This is a genomic window from Siphonobacter sp. (assembly GCF_048595215.1).
Taxonomy (GTDB): Bacteria; Bacteroidota; Bacteroidia; order Cytophagales; family Spirosomataceae; genus Siphonobacter.
Window position 1 is genome coordinate 1 of the sequence record NZ_JBMDWJ010000025.1, and the last position, 22693, is coordinate 22693.

At 46.1% G+C, this 22693-nt stretch carries 12 protein-coding genes and 1 riboswitch; of the genes, 7 read left to right on the forward strand and 5 right to left on the reverse strand.

Annotation, left to right across the window (positions count from 1 at the left end):
* Positions 1-98: 98 nt before the first annotated feature.
* Entirely contained in the window at positions 99-3464 is a 3366-nt protein-coding gene (locus ACOJTG_RS01380) for an ATP-binding protein (RefSeq protein ID WP_420152163.1), read from the reverse strand.
* Between the two features lie 1399 nt (positions 3465-4863).
* On the opposite strand from ACOJTG_RS01380, the gene ACOJTG_RS01385 reads away from it, so the two are divergent.
* Positions 4864-7866, forward strand: coding sequence for a two-component regulator propeller domain-containing protein (locus ACOJTG_RS01385; RefSeq protein ID WP_420152164.1), 3003 nt, complete (start codon positions 4864-4866; stop codon positions 7864-7866).
* Positions 7867-7933: 67 nt separating this feature from the next.
* Here the strand turns inward: ACOJTG_RS01385 and ACOJTG_RS01390 are convergent, their stop codons facing one another.
* The gene (locus ACOJTG_RS01390) at positions 7934-8578 is read right to left on the reverse strand and encodes a response regulator transcription factor (RefSeq protein ID WP_420152165.1); all 645 of its coding nucleotides are present in this window, start codon (positions 8576-8578) and stop codon (positions 7934-7936) included.
* 525 nt (positions 8579-9103) lie between these two features.
* On the opposite strand from ACOJTG_RS01390, the gene ACOJTG_RS01395 reads away from it, so the two are divergent.
* The 3 genes from ACOJTG_RS01395 to ACOJTG_RS01405 all read left to right on the forward strand — a co-directional run bounded on the left by ACOJTG_RS01395 (position 9104) and on the right by ACOJTG_RS01405 (position 13709).
* Positions 9104-9664 carry a hypothetical protein gene (locus ACOJTG_RS01395; protein ID WP_420152166.1) on the forward strand — a complete coding sequence of 187 codons (561 nt, stop codon included), beginning with the start codon at positions 9104-9106 and terminating at the stop codon, positions 9662-9664.
* 2096 nt (positions 9665-11760) lie between these two features.
* The gene (locus ACOJTG_RS01400) at positions 11761-12705 is read left to right on the forward strand and encodes a TRAFAC clade GTPase domain-containing protein (RefSeq protein WP_420152167.1); all 945 of its coding nucleotides are present in this window, start codon (positions 11761-11763) and stop codon (positions 12703-12705) included.
* Positions 12706-12857: 152 nt separating this feature from the next.
* On the forward strand, positions 12858-13709 hold the full coding sequence (locus tag ACOJTG_RS01405) for a hypothetical protein (protein ID WP_420152168.1): 852 nt from the start codon (positions 12858-12860) through the stop codon (positions 13707-13709).
* A gap of 336 nt (positions 13710-14045) precedes the next feature.
* Here the strand turns inward: ACOJTG_RS01405 and ACOJTG_RS01410 are convergent, their stop codons facing one another.
* From ACOJTG_RS01410 to ACOJTG_RS01420, 3 genes are all read right to left on the reverse strand, one after another.
* A complete protein-coding gene (locus ACOJTG_RS01410; RefSeq protein WP_420152169.1) occupies positions 14046-14669 on the reverse strand; it encodes an acyloxyacyl hydrolase in 624 nt (207 codons plus the stop codon).
* Between the two features lie 1416 nt (positions 14670-16085).
* Entirely contained in the window at positions 16086-17453 is a 1368-nt protein-coding gene (locus ACOJTG_RS01415; RefSeq protein WP_420152170.1) for a homoserine O-acetyltransferase family protein, read from the reverse strand.
* Positions 17454-17532: 79 nt separating this feature from the next.
* Positions 17533-18837, reverse strand: a complete 1305-nt coding sequence (locus ACOJTG_RS01420) for an O-acetylhomoserine aminocarboxypropyltransferase/cysteine synthase family protein (RefSeq protein ID WP_420152171.1) — start codon at positions 18835-18837, stop codon at positions 17533-17535.
* A gap of 202 nt (positions 18838-19039) precedes the next feature.
* Positions 19040-19155: riboswitch (SAM riboswitch) on the reverse strand.
* 186 nt (positions 19156-19341) lie between these two features.
* Here ACOJTG_RS01420 and ACOJTG_RS01425 point away from each other — a divergent pair.
* The 3 genes from ACOJTG_RS01425 (at position 19342) to ACOJTG_RS01435 (ending at position 22681) form a co-directional block, all read left to right on the forward strand.
* Complete coding sequence (locus ACOJTG_RS01425; protein ID WP_420152172.1) at positions 19342-19974, forward strand: acetyltransferase; 633 nt, start codon at positions 19342-19344, stop codon at positions 19972-19974.
* A 712-nt stretch (positions 19975-20686) separates the two neighbouring features.
* Positions 20687-21595, forward strand: a complete 909-nt coding sequence (locus tag ACOJTG_RS01430) for a tyrosine-protein phosphatase (protein ID WP_420152173.1) — start codon at positions 20687-20689, stop codon at positions 21593-21595.
* A gap of 315 nt (positions 21596-21910) precedes the next feature.
* Complete coding sequence (locus tag ACOJTG_RS01435; RefSeq protein WP_420152174.1) at positions 21911-22681, forward strand: polysaccharide biosynthesis/export family protein; 771 nt, start codon at positions 21911-21913, stop codon at positions 22679-22681.
* Positions 22682-22693 lie beyond the last annotated feature (12 nt).

Sequence of the window (22693 nt, forward strand, 5' to 3'; positions counted from 1 at the left end):
AATGGCTTATACTCATGAATAGAGAGCTAATTTGAGTCATTTGACACCCCTCTATCCCTAAACATTTCCTACGCATTCCAATTATCCCGAACTATATTCTAGTCTTCCAGCACGCGGTGGCGAGGCAGGAAGACGTCAAACTGTGCACCGTCCCGGCTTTGAGCTGTAATGAACCCCCCGTGGTTTTCGGCCACTTTTTTACAGATCGCTAGACCAATGCCCGTACCCGTTTGCCCCGGATCCAGTCGCTTGAAAAGGGTAAACAGCTGAGCGGCGTAAGCTGGATCAAAGCCGGGACCATTGTCTTGGATGCGTAGACATACGTAATCGGTTGGGGGTGCTTTTACGGCCGTGGGTAGTACGGGGGTAGGGTCGTAGCTAATTTGAATACGGGGACGATCGGTGGTGAACTTTAAGGCGTTACCCAGTAAGTTACTAAAAAGCTGATTGAGTTGTACAGGGATCGCTAGAAGCCGGGGAAGCGGCGAGGGGCACTCAATGCGAGCACCCTTTTCAGCAATTAAGGCTTCGAAATCCCGTAGTACCTCGCCGAGTACCAAGTTGAGATCCGTTTCGGTGAAAAGTTCGTCGGGCTGCGTCAAACGCGAAAACTGCAGGAGATCTTTAATGAGCTGAGACATGCGATCGGCCGATTGCATGATCTTTTCCAGATAGGCCTGCCCTTGTAAACCTGATACGAAGTGCCGGGTCTGCATCAGGTTGGCAAAGACCTGGATTTTGCGGAGGGGTTCTTGTAAGTCGTGACTCGAGATGTACGCAAACTGTTCAAGTTCTCGATTGACCCGCCATAACTCCTGATTGGCAATTTCGAGTTTTTGTGTACGCTCAACGACCCGATCTTCTAAATCCGTAGCCAGATGCTGTGCTCGCTGCCGGGCTATAACCAAGGGCGTAATTTCGTGGGCAATGGCAATGATACCCGTAGGCTGGCCCGATTCTTCGCGTAGGGCTTCCAGGGTTAATTGAATATACACGGGCGTATCGCGACCCGCCAAGGTAAGGGGAATTTCCCCGGCCACGTACCCCTCACCGCTGGCGTATACCTGACCCATGATCGGTCCAAAGCCTTGGGTCTTCAGCTCGGGCAAAGCCTCTAGTAAAGGAAAGCCGATCACCTGATGGGCCTGGCGACCCCATAACTGGAGCATAGCCGCGTTGGCTACATCCACGATGTACTCAGGGCCGGCATAAATAGCAATAGCCACGGGAGCCTGTTCGACTAGCCGCCGGAGTTGCTTGGCTGCAAACAAACGGGTTTTCGAAATTTTAATCTGTGCCCGGATTTTAGTGAGCAGCTCTTTGCTGGAAAAGGGTTTCACTAAATAGTCATCGGCACCCGCCTCCAGGCCATCAATGCGAGCTTCTTCGCCTGCCCGTGCAGAAAGAAAAATCAGCGGAATAGACTGCGTAGCGGGGTTAGCCTTGAGCAGGGTCAGTAGCTGCTTGCCATCCATGACGGGCATCATCAAATCACTCAGCACTAAATCAATGGAGTGGGCGTGTAACTGCTGAAGTGCATCCGCACCATTCGTAGCCGTTCGAACCAAAAAATAGGGATCGAGCAGCCGCACCAGATACTGTCGCATGTCGGCGTTATCGTCGACGATGAGTACCGTTGTATGCGGATCCCGTTCGGGGTGCTCGGCGGTACGTTCGGGCACTTCTTCCTGACCGAGGATACTACGGGCTTCCTCTAAAAAAGTGCCCGCTAAACCACTCATGCCGGGTTGGACAGACGTATCAAGAATGTCGCTAGCGGAAAGGTGTGCCCTTCCCAAGGGTACGGTAACGATGAAGCTGCTTCCCTTGTGTTCAATACTTTCAACGCGGATCGAACCCTGGTGCATGTGTACCAGTTCCTGTACCAGCGAAAGACCAATGCCCGTACCTTCGTGGGTACGTCCGCCCGCGTTTTCAACCCGGTGAAAGCGGTCAAACATGTGTGGTAGCTCACGGGTAGGGATTCCTACCCCGGTGTCAGTTACGCGAAGTACTGCTTGGTCCTGTTGCTGGCGTAAGGTGACGGTGATAGATCCCTGTAGGGTGTACTTAAAGGCGTTCGAAAGCAGGTTGAGGACAATCTTTTCCCACATTTCCGGGTCCACGTAGACGGTCGGTAAGGGACCCAGCTCTAGGTTGAGTTGCATGCCCGCTTTTTCAATGATCGAGCGAAAGCTACTGGCTAAGTCTTGGGTAAGAGCCAAGAGGTCGGTGGCTTGAAAGTAGGCATGGGTCCGGCGTGCTTCAATGCGGCTAAAATCTAATAGGTTATTGACCAGCTTAAGTAGCCGTTGAGCATTGCGGTGGGTGGTCTCCAGGTTCTGGCGTTGGGTCCAGGATAAAGACTCCGCCCGTAGTTCTTCCAAAGGCCCTAACATGAGGGTTAAGGGCGTGCGAAACTCGTGACTGACATTACTAAAAAAAGCCGTCTTGGCCCGATCAATGGCTGCCAGGGCTTCGGCCTTTTTCTGTTCTTCCTGGTAGGCGTAAACATTAGAAAAGGCCGTATTAATGGTATTGGCCAGCAGGGCGTAAAAATTCTGGTATTCCTGATCCAGCTCTCGCCGGGGGCTTACTCCCGCCACAATCCAGCCCAAAGGCTGTGCTTTGGTTGACAGTACAATGGGAAGCAGTACCGCCGTATGGACGGGTTCAGGAAAAGCGGCTCCCTGGAAGCTTCCTAATCGATTGGGCAAATCTTCCAAGATCCTTAGCGTAGGTGTTTCCCCAAGCCACTCCGTTGCATCGGTTTGAATGAGGTTAGGTAAGACCTGTATCTGAGGGGCAGACTGGCTGCTTGCCATCAGGCGGGCCTGCTCTCCATCGGGCAATCGTTCATAACACAGTAAAAAAGGAAGGTCTAGAGCGAAGCTTTCATCGAGCCCACTTAGGGCCGTGTAAATATCCGGGTTGCTCTTGGCCTGACTCGTTCGCGTGGCCACATCCCGCAGCACTTGCGTTCGGCGGGCACTGAGCATTTTGTCGGTGGTTTCGGTAATGGGGTGAAAGATACCGCCCACCTCACCGGATTCGTCCCGGATAGGAGCAAAGGAAAAAGTCATGAAGGCTTCTTCCAGATAGCCATTCCGATCTAAAAACATTTGCTGGTCTTTAATGTACGTACCTTCACCCTGCTGACCTCGTGTAAAGGCATCTCCTACAACGGGTAAAGCTGTTTCCCAACAAATCCGGAAATTTTGCCCCATCGATTCGGGGTGCTTGGCTCCACAAATGGGTCGGTAGCTGTCGTTGTAAATCTGAATCGTTTCCGGACCCCAGGCAATCAGGATAGGAAAGGTGGAAGATAAGCATAGACTAACCGAGGTACGAAGACTTTGTGGCCAGGTAGACGGCGGGCCCAGCGGCGTTTTCGACCAGTCCATAGTCCGTATGAGTTCCCCCATGGCACCGCCACCGGATAAAAAGGATTGAGAAGATTCCAAGGGTGGGTGTGAGGTCATCAAAGCTGATATGAAAAGCAAGGGGAGTAGTCCTTCAGAAAAACACCAGGGTGGGTTCTATTTTCTTAAACGATCAAAGGCCTGTTTTTGTTAAGGTCTGCTCTTTAGTATGTTCCTCAGTAGAACTCGCTTCTGCTATCTTCATGGTACCTCACAGTAAGCCCTGGCCACGGATCATAGCGGAGAAACAGCGATAAATTCAGGACTCTGACGGCGTTGAACCCTGTAGATTCTTCTCACCTTCTTATTACTCTTGGGTTACTCCAACTAATTGGAGAATAAAATCCAAGGAATACTATTGAATGCAGTAAGGGGAAGTTCGTGTTTTGTACCTGTATTCGTGGAAAGCCCCAGGGTAATGAATCAATCTCTGGGACGTAATCCCTAGGCTCCCTCATCCGAGCCTCCGCTTCGGGCAAGCGTATCTGATCGGTCAGGCCTTGGATGGCCGAGCCCTAAACTCCCAGTTATTTTCTGGACTCTAGCGAACGAAACCCGAAACCCGCCCTGATTAGCGGGTTTTTTAGCTATACGTTTGAAAAGGAAGAAAGAGGTAGGAACGATAGATGAAGTATTTTGTATGCAGGTCTTTATCTACCTTTGGTAAAGTTGCCAAGGGCTTCCGAAGGAATCCAGTACCTACTAAACTAAGTAAGGGGTAAGGCCCGGTTCCAAGGCAAGTGTTACGGCAAGTTGCTTCCTAGTTAAACACGAGTCGGAAACCAAAAGGAGGCCCATTCTTTCGTCGCCGCTGAACGTTAAGAACCCTTACTCGACGTATTGATGTATGCAAACGCTGCTATTGATTAGGATGCTTGACGCTACCGCTGGAGAGAAAGCCATGGATCTAAGCGGGAACGCTTGGGTCAGGCCTTGGCCGCTCGAACCTGCCCCTACGAGGCTTCGGACATCCGTACGAGCTCTCTGCCTGCCTTACTTGGCCGTGTTGATTCAGCCTGTCCTGGAAAGGAATCTTGATTCCCGATTAAGTGCTTCTCGTTACCGACTTTTACCCAAGCCGAAGGTCCTAGCTCTAATTGAACCGGCCTAGTGCCGTTCCTGCTTCTCTTCTTACCCACGTAAAAAAATTAGGTCCGCTTTCAGGTTAGCCTTTGTCCTTCCGCCCAAGGAAAACCGCAGACCATTCACGTAAGGTTGTTTCTTCAAACCAAATAAGCGGCTTGGTTTCAAGAAACGTGATTGATTACGATGGCTTATTCATTGGAAATCCGGCTTACAGCAGTGGAAAACTACGTTAGGCCTGACCTGAGTAAGGACGAAATAGCACTTAACAGAAGAAAATTAGTAGAGAAGAATGCGAGGAAAAAGGCGGGTAATTGGCTATTGGTACGTGTGGCTGCAATGCCTTAGCTTAGGGAGCATGGCACAAGAGAAGCCCCAGGTCTTAGCGTATCATCAGGAGCATTTTACCGATGCCAGTGGGCTGCCTCAAAACAGCGTGAAGACGATTACTCAGGATGCAGAAGGATTTATTTGGCTGGCCACGGAAGGAGGGCTGGTTCGCTACGATGGAAGGGTATTTAAAATCTACGATCGTACGAAACTCCCCTTGCCGAGTGATCGCATTCTTACGCTATTTAACAATGGCCCCCGTTTATATGCACTAACGCAGGATAAAGCGTACGTTCGTATTGAAAATCGAACGGCTCGAATCGATACCAACTTTGAACGGACGCTACTACAACAACCCTTCCTAAAAGCCTACGTAACCGCTCGGATGGCTACGGGGGTAACGGATCAGTTCGTACCCATTAATGCGGATGAATCCTATGGGTTAGCAGCTGGTCAGCAAACGTATTACTTGTATCGCCAGGGTCGGGTCGAGTGTTGTTTGGCTGGACAAAAACCCAGGTCTTTTGCCACCCGGGCCGTCGCTCACATTGGCCGCCTGTTCTGCGTAGATCAACAACTCTATTACTGGAATCCTTCGGGAACGTTTACCTGGGTGCGGCCGGAGGGATCGGTCCCCCAGGAATTAGGCGGCGACATCCTTCATCATCCCGCCTACCGGCACCACAAGCACGAATGCCGCGTGTACTGGAATCCCTTAACGGGTCAGGGTGCCGTGTATTTACGGGAGCACCTGTATCGCTTAACGCGTAGTGCCTCTGGTGCCTTACACACGCATTTGTTGCTAAGTCAGTTTAATTGTGTGGCGGAAGATATTGGCAGTTTTTATTATCACGATGCCACGGGCTCCATTTTTCTGGGAAGCAAGACCCGGGGCTTGTATGTCTTTTCCCGCCAGTACTTTTCCTCCCTGGTTTTTCCCAGTAGTGCGTCAGATAATGTCTACTACGCTCAGGTTCCTTTTCAGGACCAAACCGTCCTTTCGGCTCAGGGCAATATACTGGGACTTACTCCGCCCGCAGGTTCCATACGCCCTCTGTTAAAACGACTGACCCGAACGGATAATAAAAGTCTGTTGATTCGCGACCAGCGAAAGAATCTATGGGTGAAAGACCGGACCGAGCTCTATTGCTTAAATCCAGATGGTACGCAGATGAAAGGTCGTTGGCAGGCTCCTAATGTCATTACGGGTTTATACGCGGGGGCGGATGGGCGAATCTGGGTGGGTGTGCGTAATATTGGCTTATTTACGCTGAATCCGCACCAGACCCGACCCCGACTCTCCTTGTTTTTACGTATGACTCTCCAACGCATGAGTGTGCTGGCTCAAGAGTCCGAGAAGTATCTGTGGCTGGGTACGGTAAAGGGCCTCTACCGCGTGCACCTTAAGCAACGGCGTTTGGATACGCTGCTGCGGGACACCCATGTACAGAGTCTCTACATTCGCCGACCGGGAGAAATCTGGGGTACGACGGATGGTCAGGGATTCTTTCTTTTGAAGCAGGGAAAATACACGTCTTTTCCGCTCGATGCTAACTTGTATTTACGCAACGCCCACTGCTTAGTGCAGGATCAGCATGGGTGTTTTTGGATTCCTACCAATAAAGGTCTTTTTCAAACCTCGATCCAGCAATTACTGAGTTATGCGGCGGGAAAAACGGAAAAAGTGTATTACCGCCATTACGATACGCAGGACGGTTTGTTAACCAATGAATTTAACGGGGGCTGTCAACCCTGTGGGCTCTTGCTGCCTAATGGTTACATTTCACTGCCGTCTTTGCAAGGAATGGTTTGGTTTAATCCCGGCAAGATTCCTTCGTCTTCCGCTAAGCAGCCCTTATTTATTGATCGTCTGGCTGTAAACCGCGTACCCCTGTCGGTGCGAGATACTCTGTACGTAAAGTCAGGGCGACAATTTTTGGAATTGGATCTGATTAGTCCTTACGCTGGACATTTGCAAGCACTAGCCTACGAGTACCGCCTGGAAGAACCTAACGCGGAAGTATCAACCTGGGAAACGTCATATACGGATCAACTCAAACTATTGCACCACTTTTCTGCCGGACCCTGTTGGCTGGTCATTCGACAAGTCGATGGAATGGGGCGGCCCCACGTTCGAAAACGCCTGCTGTTGATCATTGAGCCGCTCTGGTATGAGTTGGGCTGGGTAAGGCTGGGTCTGATCGTTTTGCTGGCGGTGGCCATTCAAGGCTTGGTTCACCTGAGAACCCGATGGTTGGAGCGTAATAACAAAGTGCTACGCCTGCACGTGGCCAAGCAAACTCGCCAATTGCGTCATACCTTACGAGAGTTGGAAAACTTTAAAGAGGAGCTAAACTGGCAGATGATTATTCAGGATCGATTCCTGAAGGTCATTAGTCATGACGTTCGTACCCCCTTGAAGTACTTACATCAGGTGAGCCGCATGCTGAGAAAAGGTCTAGAAAAAGAAGCGATAACGCCTGAGCTTTTGGAAACCAGCCGTGCCATTGAGCAGTCTTCGGCTCAATCCTATCGCTTAATGGATTCGTTATTAGCCTCAATCAAGGCACAAATGGAACCCGGTATCGAGCAGCCCGTGGACGTATCGGTACTCATTGCTGCCAAGGTTGCCTTATTTCTACCCATTGCCGAAGCCAACCAAACCCGGCTTATCAACCAGGTGTCCGCTGGCTTATGGGTAAAAAGCAATCAGGTACAATTAGAAATCATTCTGCATAATGTACTCGACAATGCCGTAAAAGCGTGTTGGGAAGGTCTCATTCAAATTTCTACGGAACCTTGGGAAGAAGGAATCCGGCTAGTCATTGAAGATACGGGCGGTGGTATGCCGCAAGCCTTAGTGGACTGGATTAATTCCGAGCGTAGTCGCCAGGAGCTTTCCCCGCAGATACAAGTAGGTTTGGGTCTGGTATTGATTAAAGAATTTACGCATTCGTTAAAGATTCCCACTCGCGTACGTAGCCACTCCAGCGGAACGATTTGGGTGTTTGACTTAAAAGCACCTTCGTAAGCCTTGGGCCTACGAAGGTGCCCTGAAATTATTTCATTGGTACAGGAAAAGCTGTCTCCGAGCTTCCTTACTCGGACTCATCCCGTTGATTCACTTTGAAGAGGCTACTCAGTTGAAGCATATTTTGAATGTTGAGCTTCTCAAAGAGATTACTCTTATGCGTACTTACCGTGGAGATGTGTACATTGAGAATAATGGCGATCTCAGAGGTACTCTTTCCCGTCAGTAATAATTGGGCGATTTCTCTTTCTCGCTTGGATAGGGATTGAATCGCCGGTGTATAGGTACCTCCTGAAGACATCACCTGATGGAGGCTTTCTTCCTTCACGTGCTTGCTCAAATATTTATGATTGGCTAGTATGGTCTTTACGGCCCGCTCAAACTCTTGATTGGAGGCATCCTTCGATAAATAACCGTCTGCACCGGCTTGCATAAAGGTCATGGCATACAATCGTTCTTCGTAACTGGAAAAGATGAGTACTTTCAGGTCCGCTTGTTTGGCCTGTAATTTCGAAATCATAGCTACGTTGTCCCCTCCGGGGATATGAATATCCAGGATTGCGAGGTCAAAACGCTGCTGTTCGAGTAAGTACAAGGCTTTTTTAAAAGTTTCGGCTTCCGAGATAATCACGGATGGAAGGAACGATTTTAACAAGTGTTGAACGCCATGCCTCACAATGGAATGATCATCAGCAACAAGAATGGAAAACATAATCAATAATGGTTTGACAAAGGGATAAGGTATTGGGTTAAGAATAATAAACTCAAAAAATGGAGACCATACACATCCGAGAAAAAACCGAATGAGATCTTTTCGTGGGCTTAGGTAAAGCCGTTTTAGGTAGGGTGATCGACGGTATTGAAGGGTTGACAGCCTCTGACTAGAAAAGAAGGATGCTGGGGCAAAACGGCATCTAGTCTCTAGGGAGTAATAATCTTTATAAAAGATCTTCCGCTTGCATACTGGTAAAGTGGGGATAAAGATAAGGTATTCGTAGCAGAGAAAAAAGAAGCACTGGTTAAAGCTTAGTCATTAGATTGCCTCGATTTTCAAGTATCCTTTTTAATGCTTTATACGTAAGCAATGTACTTATTTTATTTACTTATAAACAAAATGAAAAAATTGATTCATTTTGTTTAGTACAGGCCTTATCTTTAGGCCATCTCTAGTACTCTTTTAGAGCAAAGGAATTGCTAATTAACCCAGTATTAATACCCACCTTAACTAATCATCCAGATGTCCGCCGATCCATCTGCTGCCTTCGTACGTCGTCTCCTAAAACAGCGTGCCGAAAGCTCTAAGAGCCCTCATTTACCGCCCGCTTTGTCAGGCGATCCTTCCCGACCCTTGCAACCTTGCTTTGACAATCCAGACCCCAACGAAGCTAAAGATAATTACTTGTCTTTTCTGATTTTTCTTTTGTTCGGTATGGGTGTTTTCGGATCATGTTACCTGATTTCTTATGAAGATTTTCAAATAAAAGCGGCAAAAGAGGCCGAATTCATTCACCTCAATCAGGTCCATGCGTTGGTTCAAGCCGATCAGCTAAAAGAAGCTCAAGCCTATGCGGATTCTGTTCTGATCCATAGTCCAGAGGGTCAAAGGTTCAGTCGATTAGCCGCTATTCGCGATAGCCTTACCTCGCTAAATAGGACTATCCTTCAGCATCGATCTTGGCCAGATTCCGTTGCTTACCAATCGCTACCTCGGCTGGTTCCTGCCTCGAGGGGAAGCTGGACGGGACTAAGCTACGCAGGTAGCCAAGATTCGAAATTCACCACCAGTCAACTACACTAAGCTGAAGGCCCAAGGAGTTTTCTAGCGTATCAAGACTCGTCTGTACTGACCTAGCCAGTTACCTGATTTGCCTAGTCAGCTTTTGGTCAGCTTGGAAATACATCGCAATGGGTAAAGATGGTTGGATCGCACTTGTTGCCAATACAAATTGTAGTTCTACAAGCTATTACTACATCCATAGAAAAAAGGATCTTTTAGTTTACTTAATGTAATTGATTAAAGTTAATAATATTATTTTATATCTATTTTTTCTCTCTTAAATAGTTATTGGTTTTTACATTTTTAGCTTACTTATATTGAGTAATAATTGAATTTTTTAACATTTTTCCACCTTTAATAATAGATCTATGAAATCTTCAAAATCCCTCGAAGTTCTTGTTGGGCAGCATTTAATGATTCAGGAACTGATTCATTCCTTGCCTTTCGCAAAGCGAGCCATGATTCCTTTTCTATCCTATGCTTTAGCCCATAAGAAAAAGGATATTATGAAAGAAATGGGTCGAAAGACGTATCACCATATTCTAATCGGTAAAGTCGAGTACGAAGTGATTCGACATCAAACGTGGTTAGAAATTAATAGGAAGTCATGCTAATCTTTAAAAGGTACGAAAGCGTAAAATCGTTGTTTACTAAATATCGAAAATAATTGGAGGATAAACTCCAATTATTACGATTGTGTGAGCTTTAAAACTTGTGTTATTTTGTTGCAAGAAATCGACAGCTTAAGTAGCTAACCAATCGGACCTTAGTAAACATGCCGCCAGAAGTACCGATTGAGCCAGTTAGCCGAGGATGCATGCAGTCCTGAGGAGCGAGCTATGGGAATCTAGAATGAATTCATTTCATGTAACCCATTAGCTTTTAGTGTTACTACCCGTATGGTAAAGCCATGGGGTGAAGTTTGTCATTATTTTGGAGGGTTACACCTTTACAGGATAAGCCTTTCTCCCGGGCCTGAATGGACCGATAGAATCTACAACTGAATCCATCTCTACCTAGTCATAAACCTGTACGCAGCGGTGTGAAAAGAGCTGAAGGTAGTTAACCAGTGAGTAATAATCTGGCGTGCGGGCGAGCACAAAAGATATAGTTTGGCAAGTGTTCCTGTGTTTTTTAAATACAGGAACCTTTTTAAAAGCTACACCGCCAAGTAGGCCAACGATAGTCGAAAGATTTGTATGCAAGTGCCCGTATGAGAAAGTGTTTACTGAATTAACCTGCCTCGAAGGGAAGTCCGCCAACTTACCTACTCCTCGTTCCGCCGGGTGCGAGGAGTTTTTTATGGCTTAACGTGGCGTCCCGGTAGCGAATTTATCGTAAATGCATATTGGCGTATCAGGGTCCTATCTCCGCTAATGAATCGTTTTAGCACACCGGGTATAAGCCGTACTTTCTGCGTCCCCGTCTTTGGGTGACAAGCCCGTACGATTACGTATACGATTCAAGGGCTAGTTGTTCACACCAGAGGGTTCTGCCCGCTCCTCAAGTAATCTTTGGTCTGTCTTAGGGAAATGGACACTGTCATAGTAGGTCAGGTAATATCTACTGTGTAATGATTTGGGGGCGTAACGGGTGGCGGTACTAAACTAGATACATACCCTTACCCGGAACGAACCGTTTAGCAGGTAAGTCCTGATGACGCTATACAGTTAACTAGTTGTCGCTGGATGATTCTTGGATTCGTGAGTGATAGCAAACAATCCCGCAACCTATTTGCGATAGAAGCTAAACTCCTCACCTTTCGAGGCAATACCTACGTTAAATGAAGCTAAAATAGAGTATTTGAGCCCATATTAGTGAATATTCTTATTTAAGTAATAAACCTAAGGACTCTATCCATTAAGGGTGAGTATTCGGAAGAAATATTATTTATTTACCTAACGTATAAGGGTCTTACAGCGAAATGCATATTTTTGTTATAGGCAAATGTCATTAGGATACGTTGCTGTTCCTGTAGAGGTCCTACTTAGCTAGGAACTGGAATTACGCTTTCCTGGATGGGCAGCAGTGCTGCACCAGACGCTATAGTATGTGCGAGGGTACCGCCGGTTTATCTCTTATTAAAACTCACGCATCGTTAAATTTATGACCGCCGTATGCATTCTACTTTTACGATTACCATGCTGGCCCCTTCCGGGGAGGGAAAGACCACCTATCTATCCTCGTTAGTAGACGCCGTTCAAAAAGATTTCCTGACCAATATCCCTCTGGAATTTAATTTAGATGCTGAGGCTGAACAGGCCTTAAACCAGGAAAAACAAAAATTAGTCACTACGCTTAGTAAAGGTACCATTGGCTATCGGGATGGTATTCAGTCAACGGCTGAGGTCGGTGAGTATACCCTAGACATTGCTCACCCTTCGGATGATCCCTTCTTGACCCTTCGTTTTGTTGATCTACCCGGCGAATGGTTGCAGGAAAATCCGGACCGCGTATCCGCCTATGTGGATCTATCCACGGCTATATTCATTCCTGTAGATGCGGCGAGTTTGATGAATGACATCCGCGGTAACCACGATCAGCAAGCTATACTGAGCATTCTCTCCCAGGCGTTTGCTGACCTTACAGAACCACGCTTAGTAGTTTTCATTCCTACCAAAGCGGAAACGTACGTAGGTACTCGGGAAGGGGCTCAGCAAGTGATGGAAAAAATAAGTGAGGTATACGCGGCCATCATTGATTTTCTAACGCAGCAAAGCCTCGTACGCGTAGCCATTATTCCGATTGAGACGTTAGGAAGCAGCCAACTGATGTATTTCACCCGGGGCGGAAGCAATCAACTCCTACAACCCGTCTTCAGCGTTACGGAGCGTCATCGGTTCAATCCCCGCAACACCGAATATCCCTTGGTTTATTTACTAAGCTTTATCTTCGAACTCTACTATCTCCGGCGAAGCTATGGTGTGATGGGGTTTTTTAGAAACTTGTTTCGAGGCGTACATTATCTGAAAACCTACTCCCGGCAGTTAGGGCAGCCGTTTGCAACCCTGCCCGAGTTTAAAGTAATTAACGAAGGCTTTATGCAGATTCAAAAGCATTGAGAAAAGAACTTATCACCAGCGATCATCCTTTTCAGGACTAGTTGGCAAGAACCTGCTTAAAAGCCGAGTAGACACGGTAGAGAAATGACTTCCTGGGCCAGGCCTAGCAGAGGCTTGCTCAGTTAACGAATTACATAGTTAGAACGAATGTTATGACGGATTTCCCTCTTTTTAAAAACCTGTTTAACGAGGTGTGGCAGGAGCTAACCAATGCTTGCCAGGAGCATTTAAAGGGGCTCGATCAGGCTCGTCATGTGCCTAATTTGCCCATGCAGGAAAAGTTTGATTCTATTCAGGAAGCGTGTCGGCGTCATTTAGCCGCTCTGTCGACGCAGACCATTGAACTTACCCACCATTCGTTGGGCTCCTACAACAAAACGTATGAGATCTACCTCAACGAGTATCGGACGTTCATTACGCGAGAATTCTTAACCTTGGGCGACACCCTGAATCAGGGACTTCATCAGGTCAAGCAGGGGATCTTTGATCGGATGCAGCAGGAAGGCCGCCTGCGGGGTTTGTCCGCAAAGGGTTTGTCCTTTGAAGAAGTGTTACTGCAGGAAGTAGCGATGCTACCCACTTTGGAAATACCTCTACGCTGGTTTAAAGAGTTTCATGTTTCGTATCTGGGGGCCTTGCATTTTAAAATTCGGGAACACTTGGATATACTCAAGCCGGATTTCATTTTCATTCACCTTTCCCGCGATGCTTCCGCTCAGGACATACTGCTTTATATTACCAATTCGGTAGAAGATTGTCTGGACCGCATTCAAAGTGAATATGAAGAGTGGGCTAAAGATTTGAATAAAATGTCCTTTGCTTTGGTCGAAGAAGTACTGGATCAAATCTTTCGGGCTAAAAACGTTCGGGATAACTGGGAAATCTTTTACTACCGCCACCGTACGGCGATTTGGCCCGAAACATATCAAGGATGGTCTTCCAATCAGGAGGCTTTAAAGCAAGGACAGGCTCAACTGGATCAATTAAAAAACTTTTTATTGTAGTCGTTAGTCCTTTTGTTAATCAAGTAGGGGAAATTACTTAAGTAAAGAGATCTAAAAAGCCGCAAAAAGAATTGATAGTAAAGTAGTAGCGAACAAATCCATGTCATTACTTGTATTTTTTATGTATATAATAAAACAAATTTTATTGCATATTGATATACGTTTTATGGATACTCGTCGACACAATTTGACGTTTGTTAACTTAAGATTTGCCAATAAGTAGCCACGTATATAATTTAGGGTGATTAAAATTCTTCGCTCATTTTTTAATCTTGGCGGGTTAAAAAATCTCTAGAGTAAAAGCCTATCCATGTTATGGATAGGCTTTTTCGTTGGTCAATCCTCATCGTTAAGTTTTCCCAATGCAACCGTGAGCTTAAGCCCCGCGAATACGTTATCAAGTCCGTGGTTAGGTCTAATTAAACCTGCATTGGAAGCATGCCGAACCCCTATTTTAACTTCAGCATTGATGCGTTGGTAGACGGGATAATGAAAACCAATTCGGATATTATTAGAGAAAATAAACCCTGGTGCTTGGCGTACGGGCGTCGCGTGAATGTAATGGGGGCCCGTACTACTTGAGATCGTAAAGTACCGGCGGGATGACCGATCATTTAAGTAAGCGTGGAAAATAACGCCCACGTTAAAACCCGCCTCCCAGGAATCCTGCAACGTTTCAACCTTCCAGTCACGGTAAGTAGCTAGGTTCACTTGTGGTTGAAATAGAAGGTTCAATGCAATGTTATTTTTGATCGTTTTGATCAAGGGCTTTTGATATTCCAATTCAATAAGTGTAGCGTAGTAATCGTAATCCTGATCCATCTTATACCCACTTTTGAGACTATGTTCGACGGTAATGCCGATGTACTCATGTGTATTCTGGCGGTGGTAAGTGGAATCCTGAGCCCATAGGGCGTCTGAGCCTAGCAGAGCTAGGCTGGTAAATAGAATAGCTTTCATGGCGGTTACTTGCTAGTAGTGTTGTGTTGGCGGACATAGAGCTACTAGGTCAGGCAGTAAACCTGATTACCAATGGGAATTAAAAACATGATCAGACTTGTGAAAGCATAGGGCGATAGGCTTCCTGCGACCCAAGTCTAATGATGTGAAGGACTAATGGTACGTGTTGAATACGTGTAAAAGGACGTGAATAATTCGGTTTCGAATTAAAGGTTCGTGGGTAAGTTAATATACCGATAAGTCATATACGAGGCATAAAAGGCATAGATTCACTAGCAAAAGACATTTACAAGAATCCATTTATTTTATAACGTATAGCCTTAAAATGTATTAACAAAAGTCCATGCCAGATTTCGTAGTGATCTACTTTGGAAAATTTTTACTATAAAAGACTGCTTTTGTAGTGATACTCTATTTATAAAAGCATGTTTTGTAGAAATCGTTTGGCTTGGATAGTTTTGGAATTGGATATAAATGCTTAGTATTACTCAATGTCTTTAAAATGCTCTCTTTATCAATGAATTACATCCGGTCCTAACTCCTAAAAAGCAGAGGCTAAAAGTATGCATAGTAGTACAAACACCTAGTTCGATTGTTACGTGATAGTTGTGAACAGCAAAGTCGCTGTAATGAGATTAGCTAGGCAGCTATGGATTCAGTTCGTAACTTGGGTTGGGCAAAATTATGCTCGGAACGACGAAGAAGATCTCAAAAAAGCCCCCTACCTATTATTTATACCAAATAATAGAATCGTTTTAGTGTGAACTGTGTAATTAGCAGACTGCCAAAGGCATAGCTCTAAGAAGGCAGGTACTGGCTCGCTTAAGCACGATTTTTTAATAGATTTTACGCAAGCAAAGGTCGACGAACGAGGTGAAAATTATTTGGTTTTCCTTCCTTGATGTGTTTACTTTAGGGCGTTGTCCAAGGAAAATGTTCTCGTTTACCCTATAACTCATACCGCCATATGTGTTTTATGTTTCCATTAGGAAATGCTTGACGCGGTCCATGAGTGTTTGATAAGCCTCTCCTGCCGCCATTGGATTGGTTTGCGCGCTCCCGGCTATCCTTAAAAAGGGTACCCGGGATTTGTGTTTTTAGGGGATTGACTTTACCCAATAAGCTTGCCTATAACTCTCTACAGAACATACTGGTGTATGCCCGATGATCTACTAGTACAGAGTCGGTAGGTTGAGCTATTTCGTCTTAGTTATTGAAAAAGGAAGGTTGTATTACACTAAGACTGTTGAAAATAGATAGCCACAGTGAAAGGTCTTTGGCGGGCATTCCGAATCAAAAAATTACGTTGAAATTCAGTAGTGTAATTACTGATACAGGCTTCATTATTAGTCAATTAACCCTTATTTTAATTCCTTTAATATCAGCAAAAGACAACTTCCGATCGAGAAATTTTTACTACAATGATTTCAACGGAAACTTTGGAGGCAGCGTTTGGCTGCGTCCATCGCTTAGGTAAATCCGCTGCGTTGACGCATCAAAATTGCGGATGTGGCGAAGGTTGGCTAAAATATGGGGCAGGTCTGTGGTAAGCTGACCAAAATCATAATTTTCCTGCAGGGCCTGACTCACTTTTTCGAGTACGACATCTGATTCGATACGATGTCCATTGATTAAATGAATCGTATAGGGGAGGGCTATAAACGAAATATTGTCAACGGCAATGTATTCACGTACCCCTTTACGAACGTCGACTTGTACGCGATCGCGAATGATTAGTTCTTCCTCTTCTTCGAAAGCCCCCAGTTGATTGGACAACTCCCAGGTACGGATGGTTTTGGTCATCAATTCATTTTCCACCAAAAAGCCATCGTGACCATACAGCGAATCAATTTCCGTCAGCTCGGCATTGGGAATGTAGCGGGCCAAAAACCGCTGCTCTTCTACGGGAAATAAAACATCGGATTGAATGCCAATGATGAGCGTTTGGGCTTTGATTTGATTCAAGGCTGTCATGGCTCCCCCGCGGTTTCTACCCACATCATGGGAATCCATCATCTGAGAGAGTGTATAGTAGGAAAAAGCATTAAAGCGTTTCGCAATTTTTTCCCCTTGGTAACGCTGGTAAGAACTCGCCCGGTAGTACTCAAGGACTGACTCTTCGCGTGCCTGAGTAAATTCGTACATCACGGCACTCCGGTAACTGAGTAATGCCGTGGCCCGAGCTGCCTTCATGCCCTGTATACCCGCGTCGGGGCGTCGCTCCTGCCAAGTTTGATCGGCTTCAATGGCCATGCGTTGGGATTCATTGAAAGCAATTCCCCAGGGAGACATGCGAGCATTCGTAGCGATCAGAATGAGTTGTTTGAAAAGATCGGGTTGCTGAATAGCCCATTCCAGGGCTTGTTGCCCCCCGAGTGAACCACCTATCAGCATACGAATGCGGGTGAGTCCTAAATGCTGCCGTAGTAAATCCAGGCTGTGGACTACGTCCCGAATAGTAATCAACGGAAAATCCTGGTAATAGGGCTCTCCAGTTAAGGGATTGAGCGAAAGAGCCGAAGTAGAGCCGTACGCAGACCCTAGCACGTTGGCACACACAATAAAGTATTGACGCGTATCGAGAAGTTTGCCTTCACCTACTAGACCGTTCCACCACTCGGTTACGTCCGAATTACCCGTCAACGCATGGCAAATCCATACCACATTATCGGCAGCGGCGTTAAGGCTTCCGAAGGTGTGATAAGCCAGTTGAATTTCGGGCAGTACCTGACCACATTCCAGTGAAAACTCCTGCGGGTAATGATAAATTTGTAAAGCAGACAACTTTAAAAGCGTTAATAGTAAAACGTGTATGCCTAAGCAAGAACGGGTCTAATCCCGTTCTTGCATTAGATAGCTCTGGCTATTGAGCCAAAGCAGCGGCTAAGGCCTGTTCAATATCGGCTTTGATATCCTCAATATGCTCAAGTCCTAGGGATACCCGCAATAGCCCCGGTGCTACCCCAGCACTAGCCTGTTCGGATTCCGAGAGTTGAGAGTGTGTCGTACTGGCGGGGTGAATGATCAGCGTTTTGGCGTCGCCTACATTAGCCACGTGACTAATGAGTTGTAAGTGGTTGACCAGACGATCCGCGACATCTTTTCCCGCTCGTAACTTGAAGGTCAGAACGCCCCCAAAGCCCCGAGTCAGGTACTTCTGAGCTAGCTCATGATAAGGACTGCTGGGTAGGCCAGGATAATTGACGTATTCAACGGCGGAATGGTTTTGTAACCATTGGGCTAGGGCCAGTGCATTGTCGTTGGTACGCTCGACTCGTAAGGAAAGCGTTTCAAGTCCCTGTAGTAGTAAAAAGCTATTAAAAGGTGCCTGAGCGGGTCCCCAATCACGTAAGCCTTCCACCCGAGCCCGGATGATAAACTGAATATTACCAAAGGGTCCTCCCAAACCGAAGACCTCGTTTAACACTAAGCCATGATAGCTGGGAGAAGGCTGTGTAAACTGCGGATACTTACCATTGCCCCAGTTATACGTACCACCGTCGACAATGACGCCACCCATGGTCGTTCCGTGACCCCCAATCCATTTGGTGGCCGAGCTAACGACAATATGGGCTCCGTGTTTGAGCGGTTGGGCAATGGCACCGCCCGCACCAAAGGTATTATCCACGATCAGAGGCAAATCGTACTTTTGTGCCAGGGCTGCGAAAGCTTCGAAATCCGGAATGTTAAATCCGGGATTGCCAATGGTTTCCAGGTACAAGAATTTGGTCTTCTCGTCGATGAGGCGTTCGAAGGATTCCACTTTGTCACCATCGGCAAAGCGGGCTTCTACACCAATATTTTTAAAGGAGTTTTTAAACTGATTGTAACTGCCACCGTAGAGGTAAGAAGTAGTAACAAAGTTGTCACCTACGGTCGTAATATTATTGATGGCTATAAACTGAGCGGCGTGTCCTGAGGCTACAGAAAGGGCCGCAACGCCTCCTTCCAGAGCGGCGATGCGTTTTTCAAACACATCGTGCGTCGGATTCATAATTCTGGTGTAGATATTTCCGAACTCTTGCAGACCAAAGAGCCGAGCACCGTGTTCAGAATCATTGAATTGATAGGCAGTGGTTTGATAGATGGGAACGGCTCGAGCGTTCGTAGTCGGATCAATCTGTTGCCCCGCGTGCAGCTGGAGCGTTTCAAAACGTAATTCAGACATGTTGTTGCAGAATTAATGCGTGAAAAGTAAATAAATAGGATTTAGAGTAAGCGTTGAATCCCAGCGTGTGGGTATTCTGTATGCAACCAACAACAAGAGAAGTAAGCCCTAGTAGGCTGAGTAGATGCCAGAAAAGGAACTAAAAGGTGGGGCCAAGATGCCGCCCCAGGCGATGGGGTAGTCCGTTGCATAAAGAGTGCTTCACTTATCTCTCCCTGAAGACCTTCTTCAAGGCAGGAATTAGCACCTTGTTCCTTTGAAATGGAATAGGTTGCCAGCGGTTCACAGAGCCCGTCTCTCCCCGCTTCTCGATAAGTCAACGCGTGCAAACGGCTGACTTTTCATCGCAAACTTACGCAAGGAATAAGCAATGTTAAAAGGAAGGCAGGATTTTTTGTCGACATACGCTTTATGGAGTTTACCGGTAGGTGTGGGAATCCTTTAGGTATGAACTATTTTTGCCCGGTAAGGCATTACCCCTTATAGATGACTAATTGCTAGCGTATGGAAAATCCCGTTCTCATTTTTGGAGCTAAAACCCTGGGTAAAACCGCCCTGGATATTTTTAATCGTAATCAAGTGCTCGTGTATGGCTTTTTGGACGATGATGAAACCACACACGGCACCGAAATCGGGGATATCTCCGTATTCGGTGCTACGGATAATGAAGGCTTTACGAAGCTCATTGGACAGAAATGCGAAGCATTCGTAGCGGTAGAAGATCGTACGGAACGTAAGAGTCTGGTTGAGTTTCTTCACGAAACGCAGCAGGTACAACCCGTGAATGCCGTACATCCATCCGCGATTATTTCCGAAGATGCTCACGTAGGTCACGGAAATCTTGTAGCTGCCGGAGTTATTCTTCAACCCTTTTCCAAGGTGAATAACCATTGTTTGGTACACGCTGGAGCCATTGTAGATACGGAAGCTGAACTTGAGGATTTCGTGCAAGTTGGTGCGGGGAGTATTATTGGCACGGGGGCAAAAATTGGCGAAAACACCTTCATTGGTGCGGGGGTAACTATTGTAGCGGGCGTAGAGATTGGAAAAAATGCCCGTATTGGGGCTGGTTCAGTCGTTATTGAGAATATTGCAGCAGGAGCTACAGTCTTTGGGAACCCTGCTAAAAAGATGTAAAAATTGACTTGTTATGCATAAACAAAGCACTTCGTAAAATCCGAAGTGCTTTGTTTATAAGGTGAATGTTTCAAGAGTAAATGGGAAGTGTACGTTTACTCTTATCAAGAACCATGAATCTTTAAATCCCGTAAAGCCTCACTTAAAGCGATTGTCTTTACTAAATGTGATTTGTACTATTTCAATAAAATAAATAAAATATAAAATGATATGTGTAGGATGATCTACTAACGTACTGATTGAACGCATATTAAAAAAATAGGTATTGGGACATTAGCTTGCAGTAATTTCCAGTGGTATAATTTTTTCAATATCAACAGGTCGACCTAATAGCTATAGGAAGCGTGTAAAGCAGAATTAAAAAATGAAGCGATGACTTTTTTAAAAAAATTCTTCTTTATACATCCAAGTCTTCTAGATCTACGTAGTTTTATATGATAAGCCATTGCTTATTGTCGCCCAATTAAAACGGTTTAATCGTAGACGTTGAGACGTTTCTTTATTGATTCTACGAGTAATAAGTCTTACGTACGGGATTTCGCAAATTTTCGTACCGATTCGATTTTTTAAAATTTTTAAATGTACTAGTACAGATGTAGCAAAGGGCTAAAAATGCCTTTATGCGTATCTCATGGAGTATTTAACTCGTTTGTAAATGCTATTGAGCTTCGCTTCGAATGGAGTGGAGAGCCATCTAACCGCCCACTATATTATGATTACGGAAATTGATGAACTAGTTTCGCATTCTGAACAAGGAACAGTTCCCATTCCGACTGGTCATGAAATTTCGTCTCTACGGGAGAAGGAAGCATCCCGCCCATCGGATGTTCGTACTATAGTTAAATCCATGAGCTCTGATAGCATATGGCAGCGTTTGAAAAATCGATTTTTTCCCGCCAAACCAATCGAGGGAGAACCGGTCAAAGACTGCTTTTGGAAAGTTGATATTCACTCCCATTTAATCCCCGGGGTAGATGATGGCGTTTCTACTTGGGAAGATTCATTAGCTTGTTTGAAGCAATATGCCGAATGGGGCATCGAAAAAGTAGTAACAACGCCGCATATCAGTAGAGATTACTTTCCCAATAAGCCCGAGCAGCTGCTTCAGGGGCAAGAACAATTACAAGCCCTGGTGAAGGAACATGGTCTGCCTTTGACGGTAGAAGTTGCTGCCGAATACCTGCTTGATGACTTCTTCTTGGATCTTTTAAACAAAAGAGAGGTACTGAGTTTTGGTGCGGAAAAGTATTTACTCGTGGAGACGGCTTGGTCTTCCGCTCCTTTACACCTGACAGACCTAATCTTTCGTATTCAGGCCGCTGGATATACGCCCATACTAGCCCATCCGGAGCGTTATAAATACTACCATAACTTCGAAGCTGAACTCGAAAAACATCGACAAGCCGGTTGTCTTCTGCAAATCAATGCGATGTCACTGACGGGCAAATACGGTGATCAGGCTCGTAAACAGGGAAAAATCCTGTTACAAAACGAATGGGCAGATTTTATTGGAAGCGACATCCATCGTCCGGCTGACTTGCCCCGCTTTGAGCGTTTGTTCGATCTATCCGATTATAAACTTCTAAAAACGCAGCCTCTGCGTAATGCGACACTTTTGTAAAGGATGCAGGTTTTAGCATTTTTCTAATATTTTCATTAAATAACGAATGTTAGGAATTTGACTTCAAAGCATGAATATCTTTGGTGTCCATCAAGTCCGGATTATGAACCGTAACCATTTAAAGGTATTTTCTTGCTTTGTGCTGCTAAAGTTCCGTTTTTTCGAAACAATTATTCTCAATCTTAGTAGTTAACAAAAAATTGTACTTTCTTGAAACAGCAGTCTATGCAAACCAGCCTTTTTGTCTTTCTTAAAACATTTTATAGTAATAACTCCGTAAATACGAGTCGATTGTTTACTGTAGGAAAACTTGCAGTGGTTATACTAGTAGGTGGTCTACTTACGGGTTGTGTATCCTCGAAGAACCTAGCTCTTTTTCAGGAGGGCCCCAACACGACCGTTGATTCGTTGAACATTGCTCAACAGTACACGCCCCGCGTGCAGGTGGGAGATGTGCTCTCGATTACCGTCAGCAGTCTGAACCCCGAGGCCTCGGCCGTCTTTAATCTGCCCGAGTCCCAGGCCATCATCCAGGGTCAGGGGCTGAACTCCTCGGCCAACCCGCTGGCCTACCAGCCGGGTTACGTGGTCAACAAGGACGGCTCGATTGATTTTCCCATGCTGGGCAAGGTGGCTGTCGCGGGCAAAACCAGCTCGGAAGTCAATGCCTTTATCAAGGATAAACTCAAAGCGTACTTAAAAGAGCCCTCGGTCAACGTGCGGAACGTGAACTTTCGCATTTCAGTCTTGGGTGAAGTCAACCACCCCTCCCTGTTTTTGATCAACAACGAGCAGGTGACCCTGCTTCAGGCCTTGAGTATGGCCAACGATTTGACCATCTACGGCAAGCGGGAGAACGTGCTGGTGATTCGGGAAGAAAACGGCAAGAAGACCTTTGCCCTCCTCTATCTCAACCGGCGGGATTTCTTTAGCTCACATTATTACTATTTGCATCCAAACGATATTGTCTACGTGGAACCCAACCAGGCCCGGGTTGCCTCGACTGATAATACCTACCGCGTGGTACCCATTGTGATCAGTGCCGTTTCAGCGGTGCTGGTGCTGGTGAGCGTGCTGGTGCGATAGGGGCCTAGTTCT

Coding starts and splice junctions, on each gene's coding strand:
- ACOJTG_RS01390 (WP_420152165.1), bottom strand. CDS start 8,578: ATGTTTTCCATTCTTGTTGCTGATGATCATTCCATTGTGAGGCATGGC.
- ACOJTG_RS01400 (WP_420152167.1), top strand. CDS start 11,761: ATGCATTCTACTTTTACGATTACCATGCTGGCCCCTTCCGGGGAGGGA.
- ACOJTG_RS01395 (WP_420152166.1), top strand. CDS start 9,104: ATGTCCGCCGATCCATCTGCTGCCTTCGTACGTCGTCTCCTAAAACAG.
- ACOJTG_RS01420 (WP_420152171.1), bottom strand. CDS start 18,837: ATGTCTGAATTACGTTTTGAAACGCTCCAGCTGCACGCGGGGCAACAG.
- ACOJTG_RS01430 (WP_420152173.1), top strand. CDS start 20,687: ATGATTACGGAAATTGATGAACTAGTTTCGCATTCTGAACAAGGAACA.
- ACOJTG_RS01405 (WP_420152168.1), top strand. CDS start 12,858: ATGACGGATTTCCCTCTTTTTAAAAACCTGTTTAACGAGGTGTGGCAG.
- ACOJTG_RS01385 (WP_420152164.1), top strand. CDS start 4,864: ATGGCACAAGAGAAGCCCCAGGTCTTAGCGTATCATCAGGAGCATTTT.
- ACOJTG_RS01425 (WP_420152172.1), top strand. CDS start 19,342: ATGGAAAATCCCGTTCTCATTTTTGGAGCTAAAACCCTGGGTAAAACC.
- ACOJTG_RS01410 (WP_420152169.1), bottom strand. CDS start 14,669: ATGAAAGCTATTCTATTTACCAGCCTAGCTCTGCTAGGCTCAGACGCC.